Annotated in this window: 17 protein-coding genes and 1 pseudogene; all 18 read right to left on the minus strand. The window is 33.4% G+C overall.

The features are described from left to right. Positions 1 to 112: 112 nt before the first annotated feature. Positions 113 to 1,099, minus strand: coding sequence for a gluconeogenesis factor YvcK family protein (locus tag EQ029_RS09825; protein ID WP_016930987.1), 987 nt, complete (start codon positions 1,097 to 1,099; stop codon positions 113 to 115). Then, complete coding sequence (gene rapZ, locus EQ029_RS09830) at positions 1,096 to 2,010, minus strand: RNase adapter RapZ (RefSeq protein WP_011276388.1); 915 nt, start codon at positions 2,008 to 2,010, stop codon at positions 1,096 to 1,098. The genes EQ029_RS09825 and rapZ overlap by 4 nt, the downstream gene beginning before the upstream one ends. A gap of 198 nt (positions 2,011 to 2,208) precedes the next feature. Then, positions 2,209 to 3,150, minus strand: a complete 942-nt coding sequence (gene trxB, locus EQ029_RS09835; protein WP_016930986.1) for a thioredoxin-disulfide reductase — start codon at positions 3,148 to 3,150, stop codon at positions 2,209 to 2,211. A 63-nt stretch (positions 3,151 to 3,213) separates the two neighbouring features. Next, positions 3,214 to 4,653, minus strand: coding sequence for a tetratricopeptide repeat protein (locus EQ029_RS09840; RefSeq protein ID WP_016930985.1), 1,440 nt, complete (start codon positions 4,651 to 4,653; stop codon positions 3,214 to 3,216). Between the two features lie 16 nt (positions 4,654 to 4,669). After that, the gene (locus EQ029_RS09845; protein ID WP_016930984.1) at positions 4,670 to 5,149 is read right to left on the minus strand and encodes an acyltransferase; all 480 of its coding nucleotides are present in this window, start codon (positions 5,147 to 5,149) and stop codon (positions 4,670 to 4,672) included. Beyond that, the gene (gene lgt / locus EQ029_RS09850; RefSeq protein ID WP_016930983.1) at positions 5,146 to 5,994 is read right to left on the minus strand and encodes a prolipoprotein diacylglyceryl transferase; all 849 of its coding nucleotides are present in this window, start codon (positions 5,992 to 5,994) and stop codon (positions 5,146 to 5,148) included. Before lgt ends, EQ029_RS09845 begins: the two co-directional genes overlap by 4 nt. 3 nt (positions 5,995 to 5,997) lie before the next feature. Continuing rightward, positions 5,998 to 6,933, minus strand: coding sequence for an HPr(Ser) kinase/phosphatase (hprK, locus tag EQ029_RS09855; protein ID WP_011276393.1), 936 nt, complete (start codon positions 6,931 to 6,933; stop codon positions 5,998 to 6,000). 336 nt (positions 6,934 to 7,269) lie between these two features. Then, positions 7,270 to 10,104, minus strand: a complete 2,835-nt coding sequence (gene uvrA / locus EQ029_RS09860) for an excinuclease ABC subunit UvrA (RefSeq protein ID WP_016930982.1) — start codon at positions 10,102 to 10,104, stop codon at positions 7,270 to 7,272. A 7-nt stretch (positions 10,105 to 10,111) separates the two neighbouring features. Next, on the minus strand, positions 10,112 to 12,097 hold the full coding sequence (gene uvrB, locus EQ029_RS09865) for an excinuclease ABC subunit UvrB (RefSeq protein WP_057504670.1): 1,986 nt from the start codon (positions 12,095 to 12,097) through the stop codon (positions 10,112 to 10,114). 450 nt (positions 12,098 to 12,547) lie between these two features. After that, positions 12,548 to 12,775: a CsbA family protein gene (locus tag EQ029_RS09870; protein WP_011276396.1), complete on the minus strand. Its 228-nt coding sequence runs from the start codon at positions 12,773 to 12,775 to the stop codon at positions 12,548 to 12,550. Positions 12,776 to 12,780: 5 nt separating this feature from the next. Then, positions 12,781 to 13,422, minus strand: coding sequence for a YfbR-like 5'-deoxynucleotidase (locus tag EQ029_RS09875; protein WP_016930980.1), 642 nt, complete (start codon positions 13,420 to 13,422; stop codon positions 12,781 to 12,783). 206 nt (positions 13,423 to 13,628) lie between these two features. Next, complete coding sequence (locus EQ029_RS09880; RefSeq protein WP_016930979.1) at positions 13,629 to 14,447, minus strand: oxidoreductase; 819 nt, start codon at positions 14,445 to 14,447, stop codon at positions 13,629 to 13,631. Between the two features lie 400 nt (positions 14,448 to 14,847). Then, positions 14,848 to 15,705, minus strand: coding sequence for a COG3942 and LysM peptidoglycan-binding domain-containing protein (locus tag EQ029_RS09885; RefSeq protein ID WP_029376648.1), 858 nt, complete (start codon positions 15,703 to 15,705; stop codon positions 14,848 to 14,850). Positions 15,706 to 15,965: 260 nt separating this feature from the next. Beyond that, positions 15,966 to 17,082 (minus strand): peptide chain release factor 2 gene (prfB, locus tag EQ029_RS09890; RefSeq protein ID WP_100208218.1). Its coding sequence is split into 2 segments (ribosomal slippage): positions 15,966 to 17,009 and positions 17,011 to 17,082, totalling 1,116 coding nucleotides; the frame shifts between segments, so codons are not numbered across the junction. A gap of 103 nt (positions 17,083 to 17,185) precedes the next feature. Next, positions 17,186 to 19,723: a preprotein translocase subunit SecA gene (gene secA / locus EQ029_RS09895; RefSeq protein ID WP_016930976.1), complete on the minus strand. Its 2,538-nt coding sequence runs from the start codon at positions 19,721 to 19,723 to the stop codon at positions 17,186 to 17,188. Between the two features lie 430 nt (positions 19,724 to 20,153). Next, positions 20,154 to 20,732, minus strand: coding sequence for a ribosome hibernation-promoting factor, HPF/YfiA family (hpf, locus tag EQ029_RS09900; protein ID WP_016930975.1), 579 nt, complete (start codon positions 20,730 to 20,732; stop codon positions 20,154 to 20,156). A 61-nt stretch (positions 20,733 to 20,793) separates the two neighbouring features. Then, complete coding sequence (locus EQ029_RS09905) at positions 20,794 to 21,468, minus strand: ComF family protein (protein ID WP_016930974.1); 675 nt, start codon at positions 21,466 to 21,468, stop codon at positions 20,794 to 20,796. Beyond that, positions 21,461 to 22,717 (minus strand): annotated as a pseudogene (locus EQ029_RS09910) (DEAD/DEAH box helicase family protein). The gene EQ029_RS09905 and the pseudogene EQ029_RS09910 overlap by 8 nt, the downstream one beginning before the upstream one ends. Positions 22,718 to 22,781: the final 64 nt, after the last annotated feature.

The following is a 22,781-nucleotide window of genomic DNA, read 5'->3' on the forward strand; positions in this document are numbered from 1 at the left end:
AATTATATATATACATGTAACTAACATCCTATATAGTTGCACTATATTACGCGAATACATTAATAAACATACGCCCTATATCATACCATAGTTATACAGATGATTAGAAGTGTTATTTTTTAGGTCTAAATTGAATCGTACTTGTCATTTCAAGTGCTAAATCATAGATCAATCTTGCTAAAACTTTAGTATTGTGACGTACTAAATGATCATCTAATATTTCGACTAAATTAGATGACGTAATCATTCTAATATTATGATCTGTAATTTTATGTTCATCCATAACAACCGGTTTAGCATTACGCTCTCTATAACGTTCTAACACTTTATCATCGTATTTATCATTACTACAGATGACATAATCAATAAAATCACTTCCAGCATGTTTATGTATCGCTTGAATATGGTCCATAACATCGTAATCTGATGTTTCTCCCGGTTGAGTCATAACATTAGATATGTATAATTTAGGTGCTTTAGAACGTAAAATAGCTTCTGACATACCTTTAACACATAAATTCGAAATAACACTTGTGTATAGTGATCCAGGTCCAAGCACGATTAAATCTGCATCTTCTAATGCGTCAATTGCTTCTTCCATAGGTTCAACATTTTCAGGTTCTAAAAAAACACGATCAATACATTTGTTTTTCTTTGGTATTTGAGATTCTCCTCGTACAATTTCTCCGTCTTCTAACACTGCGTTTAGCATAACATTAGTATTCGTTGAAGGAATCACTTTACCTTTAATATTTAAAATCTTACTTAATTCTTTAACTGCATGACCGAAGTCATTCTTTATATTTGTTAAGGCTGCTAGTAATAAATTACCTAGTGAGTGTCCTTCGATTTGATTTTCTTTAAATCGATATTGAAATAATTCTTCTATGACCGGTTCAGCATCGCTTAGTGCTGCGATAACATTTCTAATATCACCTGGAGCAGGTATATCCATCTCACTACGTATTTTACCAGTACTGCCACCATCATCAGCTACAGTAACGATGGCCGTTATATCAATGGGGTACTCTCTCAGCCCCCTCGCCAATACTGATAGGCCTGTTCCACCGCCTATGAGTACAATCTTTAATTGTTTCATTTTCTCACGCCACTTTCGATATGTGCATCTCTGTGATGAACATAGACATTATAATCAAATATTTCTGTTAATTCTTCACCAATGCGTTTAGCTAACGCAACAGAGCGATGTTGACCTCCTGTACAACCTATTGCAATTACTAATTGTGATTTACCCTCTTTTTTATAACCTGGTATCATAAATTTCAGTAAATCCATTAATTTTTCGAAAAATATTTCAGTTTCTTTCCATTTCATAACATAATGGTAAACTGGTTCATCTTCTCCTGTCATCGGTCTTAAGTCTTCAACATAATAAGGATTTGGGAGGAAACGGACATCAAATACTAAATCTGCGTCTTTTTGTATACCGTGTTTAAAGCCGAAACTTGATACATTGATACTAAAGGATTTAAAATTCTCATCTTCAAATTTTTCTTTCACTCTAGCTTTAAGTTCTTTCGTCGTCAATTGAGTTGTATCTACAATATAATTAGCGATTGTACGAATATTGCTAAGCAATTGCTTTTCTTCTAAGATTGAATCCATCAAAGACATTTGTCCATTTTCATTTAAAGGGTGAGCTCGTCTAGATTCTTTGTATCTAGAAATTAGTTTTTCTGTTTCCGCCTCTAAAAACATGACATCTACAATTACATCGTTTCTACTTTTGATTGCATCAATTTCTTCTACTAATGATTTAAATAATTCTTTACCTCTTAAATCTATAGCAATAGCTACTTTTTGCAAAGAAGGATTACCTTGTTCCATTAATTCTACAAATTTAGGGAGTAAAATAGGTGGTAGATTATCAACACAGAAGTAACCAATATCTTCTAAACATTGTATGACCACTGATTTACCCGCACCGGATAGACCTGTTACTACTAATAGTTCACTTTTACTCATTTCATTTTCTTTATGGTTCGTCATTTTGACACCGCCTAGTTAATCTTTTTAATATATACATACGTTTTAGAATATCGTTAATTTACTTTCATAATATCATATGAGCTACTTATCGTAACTATTATTGCGATATCTGAATCTAATATTGAATTAAATAAAAAAGGCTAGAATTCATGCTTTAATCACTATATGATGTGACTGCATGCTCTAGCCTAATCTTATTTATGCTTCTTGCTTATCTTTTAATTCTTCAATGTAATCAATAGCACTTTGTGCTGCTATACTACCATCACCCGTAGCTGTTACAATTTGACGTAAACCTTTATCTCTAACATCACCAGCCGCAAATATACCTGGCACTTTCGTACTCATATTATCTTCAGTTACAATATAGCCCATATCATTCGTAATTCCTAGATTCACAAATGGTGCTGTTAATGGTTTCATACCAATGTAGATGAACACCCCATCTGCATCTAAAGTTTGTTCAGAGGCATCTTTGGTAGAAACAAGTGTTACAGAACCTACTTTTCCATCTTTTTCATTAATCGATTTTAAAGTATGACTCCATATAAAATCGATTTTGTCATTTTTAAACGCACGATCTTGCAAGATTTTTTGTGCTCTTAATTCATCTCTTCTGTGTACAATTGTAACTTTATCTGCGAATTTAGTTAGGAATGCACCTTCTTCAACGGCAGAATCCCCGCCACCTATTACAAATAAGTTTTTATTTTTGAAGAATGCACCATCACATACTGCACAATAACTTACACCGCGTCCACCTAGTTCTTGTTCACCAGGGACACCAATTTTTTTATATTCAGCACCAGTTGAAATAATTACCGCACGAGCTGTTATCTCTTTATTGCCTAAATTAATTTCTTTATAGTCACCTTTATCTTCAATTGATTTAATATCTCCATATTGATATTCAGCACCGAATTTTTTAGCGTGTTCGAACATTTTAGTTGATAAATCTGGACCAGTAATCATTTCGAATCCTGGGAAGTTCTCTACTTCCTCTGTATTTGCCATTTGTCCACCAGGCATGCCTCGTTCAATCATTACTGTGCTTAAATTTGCACGTGATGCATAAACTGCTGCAGTCATACCGGCTGGTCCAGCACCGATAATTGCAACATCATAATTTATTTCAGTCATTTTTATGCCTCCTACGTTTTTAATATCATGCGCATTATATATTAATATTTGAAATCTTTAAATTTATATGCTCAACAATTGATCAATTGCGTTATCTAACTTATAACGTGATATATTAAACAATTCCATAATTTTCTTTTTAGTCATATGGCTATGATAATAACGATGATATAGATAAGCATGTGCAGCTACATATCTGTCAACTTCACTAAAATCAACATCGTTCGCAATTAACCCTTCACCTTTATCAATCCAACTTATAAATAATTCCGTATCTTTCTGTATGTCGTCCATTTCATATAAACTCACTAAACCTTTGTGAATGAAATCTAATTTATTTAAATGCAGTCCCTGTACTAAATAAGTAAGGTAAAGTTTTTCATAGTCATTCATTGTTTCTAAAATAGACCAAATCTCTTGAGTCATTAATATTTCTTTACCATTTAATTGATTTAATAAAAACACACCATAAAGTCTATAATGGCTATCATCATCTAATAACAGTGGTAATATTTTTTGATCAAATGTTTGTTTACTCTCTTCAAGTACCCAAGGTGCGTAGCCCACATCAACTTTAGAAATTTGCAGTAACTTCTCCCAAAATACTTTACTCTGTTCTTTATTTCCGAGGTAATAATAATTAAAGCTCAATGCATTAAACATTTGAATTGAGGCAAACTTACCTTTTTTATAAAGTGGTAATAATATTTGTTGAGATGCATCGTACTGTTTTAAATAGCTTAGTACTATGCCTAATTTAAAACTTTCATCATCATTCATTGGTACTACTTTACTTAATATTTTAAGATATTTGTGATACTTATCTTTTTCATTCGTATTGTAAAGTAGCAATGTATAGTGACATAGTGCATGTACATCTGAATTATCTTCAGCCAATAACGCTTCAAACATATCTTTAGCAATTTCATATTCACTTAAATACAAATAGCACATTGCTAATAAGTTGCGAATGACTCTATGTTCTTGAATTTTCTCATCTTGATTCAAAATATATTTACGTGCATCTTGTAATCTTCCTTGAGAAAATAAATATTGGAATAGTAATTGCGTTGAGAAAAGTTGTGCTTCAAGTTGAATTTTATCTTCACTCATATAAGACACTTCGAATGTTTTTTCTAATTCTTCTCGAAAGTCAGTATCATCAGTTAAAATCACATAATTAATACCAAACAAGAAGGCCTTGTTTGGCTCATTAAGGTCAATGTTTAATTGACTAAGTTGATAGAAACTGTCGGCAACATGATTACCTTCAATAATGCTGTCATAAAACAAATGCTCAGCTCGTCTACCTAAATTAAGTTTATTTAAGCAATAAGCATACTTTAATTTAATATCAAAATCTTGTGGTGACAAATCAAGCACTTTTTTATAGTATTCTACTGCCTTATTAAAATCTTGCATTCTATATTTTTGATCAGCCATTTTACGATAAAATGGTTCATCAAATTTCATCGAGATAATTTTGTCATTGTTTTGCGCCATTCTTTGTCACCTCTCTTTATTTATGATGTATTTGCATAGGATTGCCATATGCAATGGCATAATCTGGTATATCTTTTGATACAACTGTTCCAGCTTTAACGACTACATGATTACCAATATGTACACCTGGTAGAATGGTCGAATTTGCACCAATTAATGTATGGTCACCAATGTACACTGGGCCATAGCGATATTCATCCACTAATACTTCGTGCGTTAATATTGTTGTATTATAACCAATTACAGAATTATTGCCAATTGTAATGAGTTGCGGATAAAAGATGTCAAGCATTACTTTATAGGCAATAGCAGTATGTTGTCCAATGGTCATGTTCAATAGATTAATATATATCCAACGTTTCCATTTTAAATTTGGTATAAAACGACATAATTCAATAAGCAATGTATTGGTAAATACTTTGGGAAAACGTACTAAACTATAAATCCGCCATAGCGGATTAATCTTATGATGGTCTTCTTTAGTTAACCGTCTCATGATTTCACTTTCGCCTTAGAGCTATTCCAAGTTAACGGACCTGCTTCTTTGTACAATGGTGGCTGGTATTTAATGCGACGATAAATTAAAATAACCAAACCAATTATGATTAAAATAACTGATACCAATTGCGCTACTCTAATATGACTTGTTAGCATTAAACTATCCGTTCTTAACCCCTCTACAAAGAAACGTCCAATTGAATACCATATTAAATACAGTGTGAATGTTTCACCTACGCGAAGATGCTTTCTAATTGTAATTAATATGATGAATCCCAATATATCCCATATAGATTCATATAAGAATGTTGGATGGTAGTATATCCCTTCAATATACATATTACGAATAATAAACTCTGGAATATGTAAATTTTCTAAAAAGGTTCTTGAGACTGGACCCCCATGAGCTTCATGATTCATAAAGTTACCCCAACGTCCAATACCTTGAGCTAAAATAATGCTTGGTGCCACAATGTCACCAATTTGAAATGGATTTAAATTTTTAATTTTACATACAATAATACCAGTGATAAATCCACCTAAAAGACCACCATGTATTGCAATACCGCCATGCCATATCATTGGAATTTCAAAAGGGTTTTGGGCGTAATATGGCCATTGAAAAATCACGAAATAAATACGTGCAGTGATAAACCCAAAGATGGCACTGTAAAAGATGACGTCAACAAGCGTATCTTTATGTAAACCAACATATTTCAAGCTTTCTTGAGCTATGAAATAACCAATAAGGATTCCTACCGCAATAATGATACCGTACCATTTTATTGAAAGTGGACCTATGCTAAATGCAGTAGGATCAATATAATTCAGATTAAAAAGCATGTTCTAGTTCTCCTTGCTTTGATGACCTTTTTTTAAGATTTCTTCATTTAAACGTTGATTAAATTCTTCAGCTGTATTAATCCCCATTATATTTAAACGATAATTCATCGCTGCGACTTCTATAATGACTGCAACATTTCGTCCTGGTCTTACAGGAATTGTTTTTTTAGTGATTTCTGTATCAAGAATTTGTAATGTTTCTTCATTCAATCCAACTCGGTCATACAGTTTATCTTTATCCCAATTTTCAAGGTTAATGTTAAGACGAATTTGTTTTTGTGTGAGGATTGACCCCGCTCCAAATAATGTCATGACATTGATGATACCGAGACCCCTAATTTCTAGTAAGTGCTCAATTAATTTAGGTGGTGTCCCTATTAATTCATCTTTAGTTATTTCACGAATTTCTACGTTATCATCAGCTACGAGTCGATGACCTCGTTTCACTAATTCAAGTGCAGTCTCACTCTTACCTATACCAGAATCTCCAGTGATTAACACACCCACACCATAAACATCGACTAACACACCATGTAATGATGTTGTCTTAGCTAATTCATGTTCAAGGAAGGTCGTTAATCGACTCATTAAACTTGTAGTTGCATCCTTTGATACGATGAGTGGTGTATCCATTTCTTGAGCGGCATCAATCAGCTCTTGCGGAGGTTCTAATCCTCTTGTCACAATAATTGCAGGTGTTTCAGGACGACATAATTTTCTCATACGTCCATGACGTTCCTCGTCTGGTAACAAATTATAAAACGATAATTCTGTAGTACCTAGTAATTGAATTCGGTCTGCAGCATAGTGTGAAAAATATCCAGCCATTTCTAGACCTGGTCTAGAAATATCCGTATTTTTAATAGGTTTATGTAATCCTTTTTCACCTGTAAACAATTCTAATTTAAGTAATTTGACTAATTTCTCTGTCGTTAACATGAGTTCACCTCAAAATTTTCACTTGAATTCATTCACCTATTATCATATCAAAAATAAAGACAAGATTAATATAAAAAAGAAGAAATCCTAATATATTTGTTTCATATACACCTTAGATTGCTTTTAAATGATTAAGGGAACAACATATAGTTTGTATTGGATTACTTAACCTCACTTATTGAATTTCTTATTACAATTCCCTTTGTTGAGTTTGATGTTTAGTTATTAAAAAAACTGAGAAAAGCTCGATATGAGCGTCTTCTCAGTTAAGTCAATTAATGCGAGATATCTATGACCCCTTAAATTACTATTAATTTCCATAATCTATAATTTAATTTATTCTACTTTATCTCGTTCAAGTACCGTTTTTAAATATTTACCTGTGTATGATGATTCAACATTTGCAATCTCTTCTGGTGTACCAGTAGCTACTAGTGTACCACCACCATCGCCACCTTCAGGTCCTAGATCAATAATATGATCTGCTGTTTTAATGACATCTAGATTATGTTCAATAATCACAACTGTGTCACCGTTTTCGACTAGACGATTAAGCACTTTTAGCAAACGACTAATATCATCGACGTGCAAACCGGTTGTAGGTTCATCAAGAATATAGATGGAACGACCAGTTGAACGTTTATGCAATTCAGATGCTAATTTAACACGTTGTGCTTCTCCTCCTGATAGTGTTGTAGCTTGTTGTCCAAGCGTGATGTAACCTAAACCAACATCTACAAGTGTTTGTAATTTACGATGTATTTTAGGAATGTTTTCAAAGAAATACGTTGCTTCTTCCACTGTCATTTCGAGCACTTCAGCAATATTCTTACCTTTATAAGTAACTTCTAATGTTTCACGGTTATAGCGTTTTCCATCACAAACTTCGCATGGAACATACACATCAGGTAAAAAGTGCATTTCAATTTTAATAATGCCATCACCTTTACAAGCTTCACAACGCCCACCTTTAACATTAAAGCTAAAGCGTCCTTTTTGATAACCACGAATTTTCGCTTCATTAGTTTGAGCAAATACATCACGTATATCATCAAATACGCCAGTATAAGTGGCTGGATTAGAACGTGGCGTTCTACCGATAGGAGATTGGTCAATTTCAATAATTTTATCTAATTGATCAATACCTTCAATACTGTCAAAGGCGCCCGGTTTAACTTTAGATTTATTTATTTTTTGAGCTAATGATTTATATAATACTTCATTAACTAGTGAACTTTTACCTGAACCAGACACACCTGTTACAACTGTCATTACAGACAATGGAATATCTACATCTACACCTTTTAAGTTATTACTTCGTGCACCTTTGATACTAATTTTGCGATCAGTTACTTCTCGACGATGTTCAGGAACGTCGATACGTTTCTTACCGCTTAAATATTGTCCTGTTAAAGATTTCTTATCTTTCATGACTTTACTTGGTGTGCCACTAGAGACGATTTCACCACCATGATTACCTGCACCAGGACCGACATCTACGAGATAATCAGCTGCTCGCATAGTGTCATCATCATGTTCAACAACAATAAGTGTATTGCCCAAATCTCGCATTTCTTTTAATGTACTTATCAGACGATCATTATCACGTTGGTGTAAACCAATAGAGGGTTCGTCAAGCACATAAAGTACCCCTGTTAAGCGTGAACCGATTTGTGTCGCTAATCGAATACGTTGTGCTTCACCACCAGAAAGAGTGCCTGACGCACGATTAAGTGTTAAATATTCTAATCCAACATTATTTAGAAATGACAATCTTGAAATGATTTCTTTTAAAATTTGATTTGCAATAGCTCTATCTTGTTCTGAAAGCTCAATATTTTCATAGTAATTTAATGCATTCTTGATAGAATATTCGACAACTTCTCCAATATTATATCCACCAACGTAAACAGATAGCGCTTCTTTACTTAAACGTTTACCGTGACAAGTTTCGCAAGGCAGTTCAGTCATGTATTTACTCATTACTTCACGTGTATATTCCGATGGTGATTCATGATAACGACGGTCAATGTTGGCAACAACACCCTCGAATTTCATTCTTCTATGACGTGTCCCACCGTTACGACTGTGGAAAGAGAAATCAATTTCTTTATCACCTGAACCATTCATTAATATGTTTTTCTGTCTATCAGTCAACTTTTTATATGGCTTATCCATATTAATTTTATATACTTCGCATACGCGTTTTAATAAAGTTGGGTAAAAATCAGAGCTCGTAGGTTCCCATGGTTCAATCGCACCTTCATTTAGAGTCTTATTAGGGTCTGGAACTACCAAATCAAGATCGACTGTTAATCTTTGGCCTAAACCATCACAAGTTGGACAAGCACCAAACGGGCTATTGAAACTAAACATTCTAGGTTCTAATTCACCAATAGAGAACCCGCAAATTGGACAAGCGTGATTCTCAGAAAATTTAAGGTCCTCTCCATCAATTACATCGACAGTAATATTGCCATCAGCTAATTCTAAACCTGTCTCAATTGAATCTGCTAAACGTGTTTCAATACCATCTTTAACTACCAAACGGTCTACGACTACCTCGATAGTATGGTTTTTATTTTTATCTAATTCAGGAACCTCATTGACATCGACAATATCGCCGTCAACTCTAAGACGTACATAGCCTTTTTTACCAATATCTGCGATAAGTTTCTCATGACTACCTTTTCTATGAGAAACAACTGGCGCTAAAATTTGAATTTTAGTGCGTTCTTCAAGTTCTAAAATGCGATCAACCATTTGTTGCACAGTTTGAGATTCAATTTCAATATTATGATTAGGACAATATGGCTTGCCTATTCGTGCGTATAACAAACGAATATAATCATAAATCTCCGTTACCGTTGCTACTGTTGAGCGGGGATTTTTACTTGTCGTCTTTTGGTCAATTGAAATAGCTGGTGATAATCCCTCTATCGTATCGACATCTGGTTTATCCATTTGCCCCAAAAATTGACGCGCATATGCACTTAATGATTCTACATAACGTCTTTGCCCTTCAGCATAAATCGTATCAAATGCTAAAGACGATTTACCTGACCCAGATAACCCTGTCATAACAATTAATTTATTTTTTGGAAGTTCAATGTCTACGTCTTTTAAGTTATGTGCACGTGCACCCTTTACTATAATACTTGGTCCCTTCATTTAACTGTCACCCTTCTGCTTTTAATTCAAATAACATATCTCTTAATTCTGTTGCTTTTTCAAAGTCTAAATCTTTAGCTGCTTTTTTCATTTCTTTTTCTATATTTTCAATTGTTTTTTGTCTTTCTTTTTTGGTCATTTTCTTAGGTAATTCGGTTTGTTGTTTTTCATTTGTTTCATCATTATCAACCGTAGCACTAATAACATCATGAATTTTCTTATTAATTGTTTTAGGTGTGATTCCATATTTTTCATTATGTGCCATTTGTATATCACGACGTCTTTGTGTTTCATCAAGCGCATACTGCATCGAATCGGTAATTTTATCGGCATACATAATCACTTCACCTTTCTCATTTCGTGCAGCACGACCTATCGTTTGAATTAATGAGCGATTTGAGCGTAAGAAGCCTTCTTTGTCTGCATCTAAAATAACAACTAATGAAACTTCCGGTATATCAATTCCCTCTCTTAATAGATTGATACCCACAACTACATCATACGTACCCATTCTTAAGTCACGAATAATTTCAATACGTTCTAACGTTTTAATCTCTGAGTGTAAATAATTAACTTTAATACCCGCTTCTTTCATGTAAGTCGTTAAGTCTTCACTCATTTTTTTAGTTAACGTTGTGACTAAGACACGTTCATCTCTATCAATACGTTCTTGAATTTCACTAAGTAAATCATCAATTTGATTTTTAGTTGGTCGAACATCAATTTTAGGATCTAAAAGACCAGTAGGACGGATAATTTGTTCAATCATTTCATCGGTATGTTCAATCTCATAAGGTCCTGGTGTAGCTGATACATATACCAATTGATTCGTTTTTTGTTCAAACTCCTCAAATTTTAATGGTCGGTTATCCATCGCACTAGGTAATCGGAAACCATGATCTACTAGCACTTGCTTACGCGCACGGTCACCATTAAACATCCCTCTTATTTGTGGCAATGTAACGTGAGACTCATCGATCATTACTAACCAGTCATCACCGAAATAATCTAGTAACGTATAAGGTGTTGAACCTAAAGGTCTTAACGTTAGATGTACAGAATAGTTCTCGATACCCGAACAGAATCCCATTTCTCTCATCATTTCTAAATCATAATTCGTTCGTTGCTCTAGACGTTGTGCTTCTAATAGCTTATTCTCATCTTTTAATTCTTTTAATCTCTCTTCTAATTCCTTCTCAATACGTTCTATGGCAACTTTCATTTTTTCTTCACGTGTTACGAAGTGAGACGCCGGGAAAATCGCGAAATGTTCACGTTCGCGAATGACTTCTCCCGTTAAATAATTAACTTCTCGAATTCGATCAATTTCATCGCCAAAAAATTCAACACGAATACACATTTCTTCACGTGAAGCTGGGAAAATTTCCACCACGTCGCCACGTACTCTAAATGTACCACGTTGGAAATCAATATCATTTCTAGAATATTGTACGTCTACGAGTTTACGAAGCAGTTCACTTCGATCCATTTCCATACCAACTCGAACACTTACTACTAAATCTTTATATTCTTCCGGATTACCTAAACCATAGATACAGCTGACACTGGCTATGATAATGACATCATCACGTTCAAATAATGCACTTGTGGCAGAATGTCGTAGTTGGTCAATTTCGTCATTAATTGAGGCATCTTTCTCAATAAACGTGTCTGTAGAAGGTACATAGGCTTCTGGTTGATAGTAATCATAATAACTAACAAAGTATTCTACTCTATTTTCAGGAAAAAAATCCTTAAACTCACTATAAAGTTGTCCCGCTAATGTTTTATTGTGTGCAATGATGAGCGTTGGTTTCCCCACTTCTTTAATAACATTACTCATTGTAAATGTCTTACCTGTCCCAGTGGCTCCTAAAAGCGTTTGATGACGCTTTCCTTCTTTAACACCTTTGACTATTTTCTCTATTGCTTGTGGTTGGTCCCCTTGTGGATCAAACTCAGAATTCAATTTAAACGGGTAATGTTCCACCATTCTGATAAGCCCTCCTCGAATTAAGCATTCTTAACTATTTTTTAAAACTATGGTGTAAATAAATGATGTACGAATCTTTAACAATGATTTGTTTAAATTTATATCTTTATTCTTAATAAAAATTCTACTGAAATAGCTTAAACGACCTTATTAAGTGAAATTCATAAATTCATTCACTTTATAATTTTCTATTATTTGTAAACTACGCTCACTTAAGACTATTTTATCAAACATATAAATAAAAATACAAACGTTTGTTCGCTTACGTTTGTATTTTCAAAAACATTTATTCTTATTTTATATTCCACTAATGCGTGTGATTTATTCATATATAATTTAATGACGCCCGCTCTTAAATACACTTTAAATTTTCACTTCCATTTGGACAAATTGTGCATTTACACTATAAACCAACTTACAGTAACATTCAAAAGTTCTGTTTAATAATGTTTAGTCTTGATGCTTATGAAATTCAAGGTTATCTATGATGACATATCCAGCTAATAAGGATACTACATCGATAAAGATTATCCATTCATTGTGAAAGAACCCTTTGTAAATTGAAGCAGCTATCAAAATTAATGTCACAATAACACCAACCCATTTACTTCGAGTTATGACACTAAACAACACGACTAATACACATGGAAAAAATGCAGCTAAAGCGTACCAAATCATTTATCTCACCTACTTCTTCGATTTAAAATCGCCATAGTAGTTTCTCGCAATTCTGCTCGAGGAATGAAGTTTTCAGTTAGCATTTCAGGTATGACATTTTCTATGAAATCTTGAACAGAACTTAAGTGATCAAATTGCATGATTGTTTCCAAGCTGTGTTCATAAATTTCAAAGAATAAGTCCTCGGGATTACGTTTCTGTATTTCACCGAACGTTTCATACAATAAATCAATTTTGTCGGCTACGGATAAAATTTGACCCTCTAACGAATCATCTTTCCCCTCTTGTAGTCGTTCTCGATAAATATCTTTATAAGGTTCAGGTATTTCTTCATTAATAAACGTGTCCACCATATCTTGTTCAACTTGAGAAAACAACATTTTCAATTCAGTTTTAGCGTACTTCACTGGTGTTTTAATATCACCAGTAAACACTTCTGCAAAATCATGATTTAGTGCTTTTTCATATAAACTTTTCCAATCAATAGTATTACCATGATGTTCTTCTACAGTCGCTAAATATTGTGCAATCTTAGTAACTTTAAAAGAGTGAGCAGCAACATTATGTTCAAAATATTTAAATTTACCTGGTAAGCGAATTAATTTCTCTAAATCAGAAAGTCTCTTAAAGTATTGATGAACACCCATTTTACCTTACCTCCATACTCTATTAAATAAAGATTATACTTACATTTATTATATCAATCAACATTTCAATGAGAAGTGTCAATTCTTTATACATTGTAAATGTTGAAAAAGTATAAAAAATAAGACCCTCAGCATAGTTTCACACTTAAATGAACTATCGAGGTGTCTTATGTATACAATTTGTCGAATGATTATATTACGATTCGTTAAATTGAATTTGAAGCTTTCATCATTTTATCGAATACTTTGGTTGGCAATATAGCATGTAAAAACACAAGAGGTTTAGCTGCAAATCCTATTAGATAACGTGGTTTAGGTTTATTACTATCTATGGCTTTTGAAATCGCTTTTGTGACTACCATTGGATTTGAAAGCAAATTAGAATGATATTGCTTCTTCATACTTTGAGCCACTTTCATCGCAGTAGCTTCATAGGCACCGCCTTTTGCAGAATCAGCTAATTTATCTGCAGCGATGATACCCCAATCTGTTTTAATCCCACCTGGTTCAATAATAGATACTTCTATCCCGAATTCCTCTACTTCCATTCGTAAAGCATCGCTAAAAGCTTCTAATGCATATTTCGTAGCATGATACCAAGCGCCAAAATAAGTTGTAAGTCGTCCACCCATAGATGAAATATTAATGATATGTCCTGATTGTTGTGCTCTCATATGTGGTAAAACGAGCTGTGTAATACGTGCTAAACCAAATATATTTACTTCAAATTGCTGTTTCGCTTCTTCAATTGTGACATCTTCGATTGCACCATATGAACCATAACCAGCATTATTAACGAGTACATCAATTCTTCCTTCGTTTGCGATAATTGTATCGATTGCCGTTTTGATTGAAGCTTCATTTGTTAAATCTAGTTTTAATGGGTTCACCTGTTTTATATTTTCAAGGCTTTCTATCCTACGACCAGCGCCATAAACTATATTTCCCTGTGCTGCTAAATATTCTGCTGTTTTATAACCAATACCACTCGTTGCTCCTGTAATTAAAATGACTTTTCCCAACATTAATTCCACCTTATTATTCTATTTTGAAAACACAATTATGCGTAAAAAGCGCAAAACTATTATTAAATATTCGTTTACATCGAGCTTACTCCAATACATAACAATTATTTCATTTTTCTTTTGTTACCCAATATATACTAGTTACATAGAAATGTATTGTGATAAGTACTTTAATTAAAGATTAGATTATATTCCTAAAATGTACACAAAGCGGTTACTAACTATTTATATACAATAAAACACGCCCTTGCTCTAACTATGTCTCGCTAATTCGTTTAATCTTCCTATAAATTTCTATAAAACGGCATACCGTATAAAAAAGAGTTCAATAACTATGCTAAATTGCATAGCCATTGAACTCTGACATCTGAATATATTAAAAATAATGTCTATAAATTTGTTAGTGAATAAAATTATAGCTTGAAGTGTTTGTAATTGTTCTGTTTGTAACATGGTTATAATGACCATTCCAGTTCATTTCTGAAACATATACTGATCCATCTTGATTAACATGTTCCACGACACCTACATGACCATAATAACCAGCAGTTGTTTGGAAAATAGCACCTACTTCTGGGCGATTATCTACTGTTAATCCGGCATTTTTTGCTGAGTATGCCCAGTTATTGGCGTTACCCCAATAACTACCAATTGAGCGTCCTAATTGTTGTCGACGATCAAATGCATAGTATGTACAATTTCCGAAACTATAACGATTACCTTGATTGGCAGTTGTAACATGTTGATACGATACTGGTGTATTCACTGGTGAATGGTATGAATCGTGCGTAGTAGTTGTAGGTGCACTTGTAGGTACAATATTGTAACCAGTCACATTTGTTGTGCTAGCACTTACCGATTGAGCTACCACATCTGATTGATTAAATGCTATTGTTTCTGCATAAGTTTGTGCATAATTGATCTCTTTATTTTCTAATTTTGCTGCACCTTTTTCACTTACTGCAATTAAGTCACCTGGATGAATTAATGCAGTTACACCTGGATTAAAGTTATATAATTGTTCAAGTGATAAGTGATGTGATAACGCAATTTGGTATAATGTATCGCCAGCTTTAACTTTAACGATATCTTTATTTGTTAATCCTAGATTTGTTTCTTGCTCCACTTGACTATTATTATTATTTGATTGTTGTGAAGTTGAAGGTGTTGAATTTGTATGTTCTTGTGCATTAGCTAAACCACTTAAACCTGCTAAAGCTGCAATAGAAGTCAATGTTACTGTAAGAGTCTTATTAATCATGTTGTCATTCCTTTGTTGTTTTATATTATTATTCTTTTATACTGTAGCACAACATATTTTGTAGAAGTTCAATGTTATCGGCTTGTAATATAAAGGTTAAAAAGGACTTAAATAACATTTGAAATTGTATACTCTAGTAATAAAAAACATTTCAATTTACATCTACTTAGCTATTATTTAGATTTTCAAAAAAATAAGGAGTAAGATAAAGAATTCAAAACGCACTCTATCTCACTCCTATTTTCAATTCTATTACATTAATTGTCACTTTGATTCATTGTATATCTTAGATAAGATTCAATGAATGGTCCAATCTCCCCATCCATGACTGCATCAACTTTACCAGTCTCTTCATTTGTTCGATGATCTTTTACCATTGAATAAGGATGGAAAACATATGAACGAATTTGGCTTCCCCAACCAATTTCTTTTTGTTCACCACGTATTTCAGCCATTTCACGTTCTTGCTCTTCTAATTTTAATTGGTATAATTTGGCTTTTAACATTTTCATCGCTGCTTCACGGTTTTTAATTTGTGAACGTTCATTTTGGTTATTAACTACGATGCCTGTTGGATGGTGCGTAATTCGAATTGCAGATTCTGTTTTATTTATATGCTGACCTCCAGCACCTGATGCTCTAAATGTATCTACTGTAATATCGTCAGGATTAATTTCTATTTCAATTTCATCATTATTAAATTCCGGAATGACATCACATGAAGCAAATGACGTGTGACGGCGCCCAGATGAATCAAATGGAGAAATTCTAACTAGTCTATGAACACCTTTTTCGGCTTTTAAATAACCATACGCATTATGCCCTTTAATTAACAATGTGACACTTTTGACGCCCGCTTCATCACCTGGTAAATAATCAACAGTTTCAACTTTGAACCCTTGTTGTTCACCATAACGTTGGTACATACGTAGTAACATACTAGCCCAGTCTTGTGATTCAGTACCTCCAGCACCCGGATGTAATTCTAAAATTGCATTATTCGCATCATGAGGACCATCTAATAATAATTGCAATTCAAACTGATCAACTTTCTCTTTGAAGTCGAGAACATTTTGTTCTAAATCACTCTTTACATCATCATCTAACTCTTCTTGTAATAATTCCCAAGTTGCCGTCATATCCTCAACTTCTTCTTCTAATTCATGATAACCATTTACAACTGATTTTAATGCATTATTTTTATCAATAACCTCTTGTGCTTTATTCTGATCATCCCAAAAGTCAGGTTCAGTCATCATTTCTTCATATTCTTGAATATTTGTCTCTTTATTTTCTAAGTCAAAGAGACCCCCTAATTTGTGCTAGGTTGTTACGATATTCATCTATATTTCGCTTAATTTCAGATAATTCCATATTTATCTCTCCTATTCTTACCTAATTCATATTTGATTGGATATGTAAAAAGTAGGAGCGTGAATTCTATTTCACAACTCCCACTTATTATTGAACATAAAACCTATTCTTCTTTTCCATGGCAATTTTTATATTTCTTGCCACTACCACATGGACATGGGTCATTACGACCAACTTTGTCGCCTTTAACAATAGGTTGCTTTTTAGCTTTTTCTTTGCCATCTTCAGCAGAGACATGTTGAGCTGTTCCAAAGTCAGTTGTTTTCTCTCTTTCTATATCTTCATCAACTTGAATTACAGATTTAAGGATGAATTTAGATGTATCTTCCTCAATATTTTGCATCATCATATCAAATAACTCATGACCTTCATTTTGATAATCACGAAGTGGATTTTGTTGTGCATATGAACGTAAATGGATACCTTGACGTAATTGATCCATAGTATCAATATGATCTGTCCAGTGAGTATCTATAGAGCGTAGTAATATCATACGCTCAAATTCAGCCATTTGGTCACCAATTTTGGCTTTTTGACTTTCATATACTTTTTCAATTTTAGACCAAACTACTTCGAAGATGTCTTCAGAATCTTTACCGTTAATTTCTTCTTCTTTAAGATCGCCTTCTTGTAAAAAGACATCATTAACGTAATTTATAAACGGAGCGTAGTCAGGATTGTCATCTTCTTCACTTATATGATAGGTCACACCACGTTGTAATGTAGAACGTAACATTGCATTAACTAATTGTGAACTATCCTCTGAATCAATAATATTGTTTCTTTCATTGTAGATAATTTCACGTTGTTTACGTAATACTTCATCGTATTCAAGTATACGTTTACGTGCATCAAAGTTATTACCTTCAACACGTTTTTGAGCAGATTCAACAGCGCGTGATACCATTTTTGATTCAATAGGAGTTGAATCATCCATGCCTAAACGATTCATCATTTTTTGAAGTCTTTCAGAACCGAAACGAACCATTAATTCATCTTGAAGTGATAAATAGAAACGACTATCCCCTCTATCACCTTGACGACCAGAACGACCACGTAATTGGTCATCTATACGTCTAGATTCATGTCGTTCAGTACCAATAACTGCTAAACCGCCAATTTCTTCTACACCTTCACCTAATTTAATATCAGTACCACGACCAGCCATGTTTGTCGCTATTGTCACAGCACCTTTTTGTCCTGCATTTGCAACAATTTCCGCTTCACGCTCATGGTTTTTAGCGTTTAATACATCGTGTCTAATACCACGCTTTTTAAGTAAATTAGAGATATATTCACTTGTTTCAACCGCAACAGTACCTAAAAGAACGGGTTGACCTTGTTTATGTTTTTCGACTACGTCTTCAACGACTGCATCAAATTTACCTTTTTGACTAATGTAAATTAAATCAGATTTATCATCACGTTGAACAGGTTTATTCGTAGGAATTTGTGTAACCGTCATATTATAAATATTACGGAATTCTTCTTCCTCTGTTTTTGCAGTACCAGTCATACCAGCTAATTTATTATACATACGGAAATAGTTTTGGAAAGTAATGGATGCCATTGTTTTCGATTCATTTTGAATTTTAACGCCCTCTTTAGCTTCTATCGCTTGGTGAAGCCCTTCAGAGAAACGACGACCAGGCATTGTACGTCCAGTAAATTGGTCAACAATGAGTACTTCTCCATCAACAACCATGTAGTCCACGTCACGTTGTAATGTTACGTGTGCTTTTAATGCTGTATTAATGTGACTAATAACTTCCACATTCTGTACATCATATAAATTTTCAATTTTAAACATACGTTCAGCTTTGTCTGCACCTTGTTCAGTTAAATGAACTGCTTTTGTCTTTTCATCATATTTATAATCATCTTCAGCTTTTAACATTTTGGCGAATACATTCGCTTGTGTATATAACGACGTAGATTTTTCTGCTTCACCAGAGATAATTAAAGGCGTTCTAGCTTCATCAATTAAAATAGAGTCCACCTCATCGATGATCGCAAAATGTAATGGTCTCATTACACGCTCTTCAGCATAGTTCACCATATTATCTCTTAAATAATCAAATCCTAATTCATTATTCGTACTATAAGTAATATCTTGAGCATAGGCTTCACGTTTTTCATTCGTTGATTTACTATTTAAATTTAATCCTACAGTTAGGCCTAAGAATTCATATAACTCTGCCATTTCTTCACTTTGAACACTAGATAAGTATTCGTTAACGGTGATTACGTGCACACCACGTCCTGCAAGCGCATTTAAATACGTAGGCATAGTCGCTGTTAAAGTTTTGCCTTCACCAGTTCTCATTTCAGCGATATCACCTTTATGAATGGCGATACCACCCATTACTTGTACTTTATAAGGTGTCATATTAAAGACACGTTTTGACCCTTCTCTTACTAAAGCATATGCTTGAGGTAAGATTTTATCTAGATAGTCATTTTGTTTTTTTACATCTTCAATTTCTTGTACTTCTTGTTGAAATTGCTTCGTCTTATTTTTAATTTCTTCATCAGTTAAGATAGCCATATCTTCCTCTAATGAAAGTACTTCATCGGCTATTTTACTTAGACGTTTAGTTTCTTTTTTATTGCCGTCAACAATTTTTGATAAAAATCCCATTACGTCCGCTCCTTTAGCTTAAAAACTGTTTGGCTTACAACAATTTATCATATCATTTATACTTTAGAATTTATACTTAAATACTCATATAAGTGCGACGCTTAATTGTGCGCAACTTAAATAACTTACTTCCTTTTTCCCCTAATTTAAATCGCTAAGCCTAATTTATGATTTAAATATCCAATTACTTCATTACATTAGCACAGCATGATATTAGCGTCCACGAATTACTATAGTATAAGTTACAAAAAAGAGTGGAACAGAATTCATTTTGAATTCATCGTCCCACCCTTATAAGAATAACTATAACTGAGTATATTTGATTATTATTACCTTCTCAGCTTAGTTATATCTGCAAATTGTCATTATGAACTTAACACCATAAATATATTTCAAAATTGATTTAAATTAATAACTTACTATTAATCAATTATTCAGTCGTTTCAATTAATCCATATTTACCGTCTTTACGTTTATAAACAATACTTGTACCATCTGTTTCACGATCAGTGAAGATATAGAAATCATGCCCTAATAATTCCATTTGTAATACTGCTTCTTCAGAATCCATTGGTTTTAAGCTAAATTGTTTAGAACGGATAATCTCAATTTCACTATCATTTGTTGGTTCAGCATTAACGTCATCAACAGTTTCTGGCGGTGCTTCTTGTACTTCAGCTACAAATGCTTCTGGTTCTCCATGCGTTTTATGCTTACGATTAACACGTGTTTTATATTTACGTACTTGACGTTCTAATTTGCTAGTAACTAAGTCAATACCTGCATATAAATCATCATGTCTTTCTTCTGCTCTTAATGTAACATTCTTCAATGGAATTGTTACTTCGATTTTAGTTGTAGAATTTTGATACGTTTTTACTTTTACGTGTGCGACTGCATTAGGCACATCGTTAAAATAACGTTCAAGTTTACCAATTTTGTCCTCAATATAGTTGCGGATGGCATCTGTAATAGTGAGGTTATCTCCATGAATTTCAAATCTAATCATAGCTATCTCTCCTTTAACCTCTTATGTTGGTAATTCTTACTATTATAATACCACGTTTAACCTATCTTGAAAACGTAAACACTTTGAATTTTCTGACATTTTTATCGTATAATTTACACCCTGCATGATGAATTGTTAATCCCGTTGTATAAATATCATCAACGAGTAATATTTCTTTATCAGTTAAATCCACATCTTCTTTAATATAAAAAGGGTTCATAGCTTTTGCTCGCTCTACTTTCCCAAGTTTTGACTGTTTGGGACGCAATTCAGTTGCCAATAGGTTCGAATATTGAACCCCCATTTTTTCTAATACTGTTGCGACTGGGTTAAATGTTCTTTGAGTGTCTCGTTCAATTGGAGATGGAATTGGTACAATCAGATCATAAGATGTTTTTGGTAAGTTGAGTTGTGAGGCTATAACCTCAGCTAAATAATAATCTTTCATTAGTTTGTATTGCTGTATCATTTCTTTCATAATACCGGAATATTGGTAGTCACAATAAAGCTGTTCCATTAGTTTAAAATTTTTAGCTAAAAATTGACAATCCAAGCACTCATTTTCTTTGATATCCCGATAATTTAAGCACTTAGGACAACGTTGGTCATTCTTAATTAATTTCACACTATCCCACATTTCTAGACATGATGAACACATACGTTTAGGTACTCGATAAAAGTTAAAAACATCAAGCGGTTCATATATTGGTAATCCACATTGTATACATTTAACCAATTACCCACCCACGTTCTATACCTAATCGATTCATTTTTTTTATTTCTCTTTTAGCTTGTATCATAGCTATACTCACACCTTCATGCATAAATATCACTTTTCCTGTAGGTGCTCCTTGTTTACGACCAACCCGCCCCGCAATTTGAATAAGTGCAGCCTTTTCAAAAGTATGTGCATTGATGACAATGACATCTAATTGTGCCATTGTGAAACCTCTTTCTAAAATTGTTGTCGTAAAAACGATAGCATGTTCACCGTTTCGAAGTGCTTGAACTTTGCTAAATCGTAGTGCATCTTTGCTTGAAACATAGATTAAATCTGAAAAGTGGTAACGATAATGTTGGTACGTCTCTACCATCAATTCAATATTGTTAAAGAATACTAGTGTGTAACGTTTTTCTGTAATTTGATTCATTAAAATTCTTTTCAATTTAAGTTGTATATGCTTAACGTTTAATTTGAAATATGTGAAATTGGGGACTGGTAGTGGATGTTTATGAAAACGCGCAGGTAATGTAATGATTTACTCAGAAGACAAACGATTCAACAGCTCTTTCGGAGGTGTTGCCGTCATAAATATGTGGCTATGTTTTTGTTTTGATGATAACCGAATTGCCTCCATAAGCCGAGGATCCATTGATAAAGGAAAAGCATCAACTTCGTCGATAAATATAACATCAAAGTGAGATTTAAATCTAAACAATTGATGAACGGTTGCAACGATGAAGTGACCATTATATTGTTGTTGGCTACTTTGGTGTAATACATCTATGTCTTCTGAAATGAATGCTTCTTTAATGCGCAAACTAATTTCTACTACAACATCTACTCTTGGGGATACTATGGCTACATTAAACCCAAGTTGGCGCGCTACTCGTATACCTTCATACATCATTTCAGTCTTACCCGCACCAGTAACCGCATATAATAATAATGGGTGAAGCGTTTTAATTGCTTGTACAATTGCCTCTGAAGCATATTGTTGTTGTTCTGATAATTGAAAGAGTAAGTCGTAATGTCCTTCAGAAATAGTATTCTCACTTTGTGTAATCTTAAATTCTGTAATATTGTCCATGCGCCCTAATTGTATACAATACCTACAATAAATTATACGTTCTTCTGAAAAAGGTGTTTCATATTCATACATATAACGTTTATCTGTATTGCCACATTGAAGACATTGATAACCATCATCTGTAGCGATAATACCAGGTGTAACTTGAGTAACTGTCTCATCACTTAACGTCACATCTGGACTTACTAACTTTCCGTAAAATTTTATTACGAATCACTCCTTATAAAATAAAAAAGCC

Source organism: Staphylococcus haemolyticus (genome assembly GCF_006094395.1).
Taxonomy (GTDB): domain Bacteria; phylum Bacillota; class Bacilli; order Staphylococcales; family Staphylococcaceae; genus Staphylococcus; species Staphylococcus haemolyticus.

What these genes read in the sequence shown, in the direction of transcription:
- EQ029_RS09875 (WP_016930980.1), bottom strand. Translation starts at nt 13,422, where the DNA reads ATGGGTGTTCATCAATACTTTAAGAGACTTTCTGATTTAGAGAAATTA.
- EQ029_RS09825 (WP_016930987.1), bottom strand. Translation starts at nt 1,099, where the DNA reads ATGAAACAATTAAAGATTGTACTCATAGGCGGTGGAACAGGCCTATCA.
- EQ029_RS09870 (WP_011276396.1), bottom strand. Translation starts at nt 12,775, where the DNA reads ATGATTTGGTACGCTTTAGCTGCATTTTTTCCATGTGTATTAGTCGTG.
- secA (WP_016930976.1), bottom strand. Translation starts at nt 19,723, where the DNA reads ATGGGATTTTTATCAAAAATTGTTGACGGCAATAAAAAAGAAACTAAA.
- uvrB (WP_057504670.1), bottom strand. Translation starts at nt 12,097, where the DNA reads ATGGTGGAACATTACCCGTTTAAATTGAATTCTGAGTTTGATCCACAA.
- uvrA (WP_016930982.1), bottom strand. Translation starts at nt 10,104, where the DNA reads ATGAAGGGACCAAGTATTATAGTAAAGGGTGCACGTGCACATAACTTA.
- EQ029_RS09880 (WP_016930979.1), bottom strand. Translation starts at nt 14,447, where the DNA reads ATGTTGGGAAAAGTCATTTTAATTACAGGAGCAACGAGTGGTATTGGT.
- rapZ (WP_011276388.1), bottom strand. Translation starts at nt 2,010, where the DNA reads ATGACGAACCATAAAGAAAATGAAATGAGTAAAAGTGAACTATTAGTA.
- EQ029_RS09840 (WP_016930985.1), bottom strand. Translation starts at nt 4,653, where the DNA reads ATGGCGCAAAACAATGACAAAATTATCTCGATGAAATTTGATGAACCA.
- hpf (WP_016930975.1), bottom strand. Translation starts at nt 20,732, where the DNA reads ATGATTAGATTTGAAATTCATGGAGATAACCTCACTATTACAGATGCC.
- EQ029_RS09845 (WP_016930984.1), bottom strand. Translation starts at nt 5,149, where the DNA reads ATGAGACGGTTAACTAAAGAAGACCATCATAAGATTAATCCGCTATGG.
- hprK (WP_011276393.1), bottom strand. Translation starts at nt 6,933, where the DNA reads ATGTTAACGACAGAGAAATTAGTCAAATTACTTAAATTAGAATTGTTT.
- lgt (WP_016930983.1), bottom strand. Translation starts at nt 5,994, where the DNA reads ATGCTTTTTAATCTGAATTATATTGATCCTACTGCATTTAGCATAGGT.
- trxB (WP_016930986.1), bottom strand. Translation starts at nt 3,150, where the DNA reads ATGACTGAAATAAATTATGATGTTGCAATTATCGGTGCTGGACCAGCC.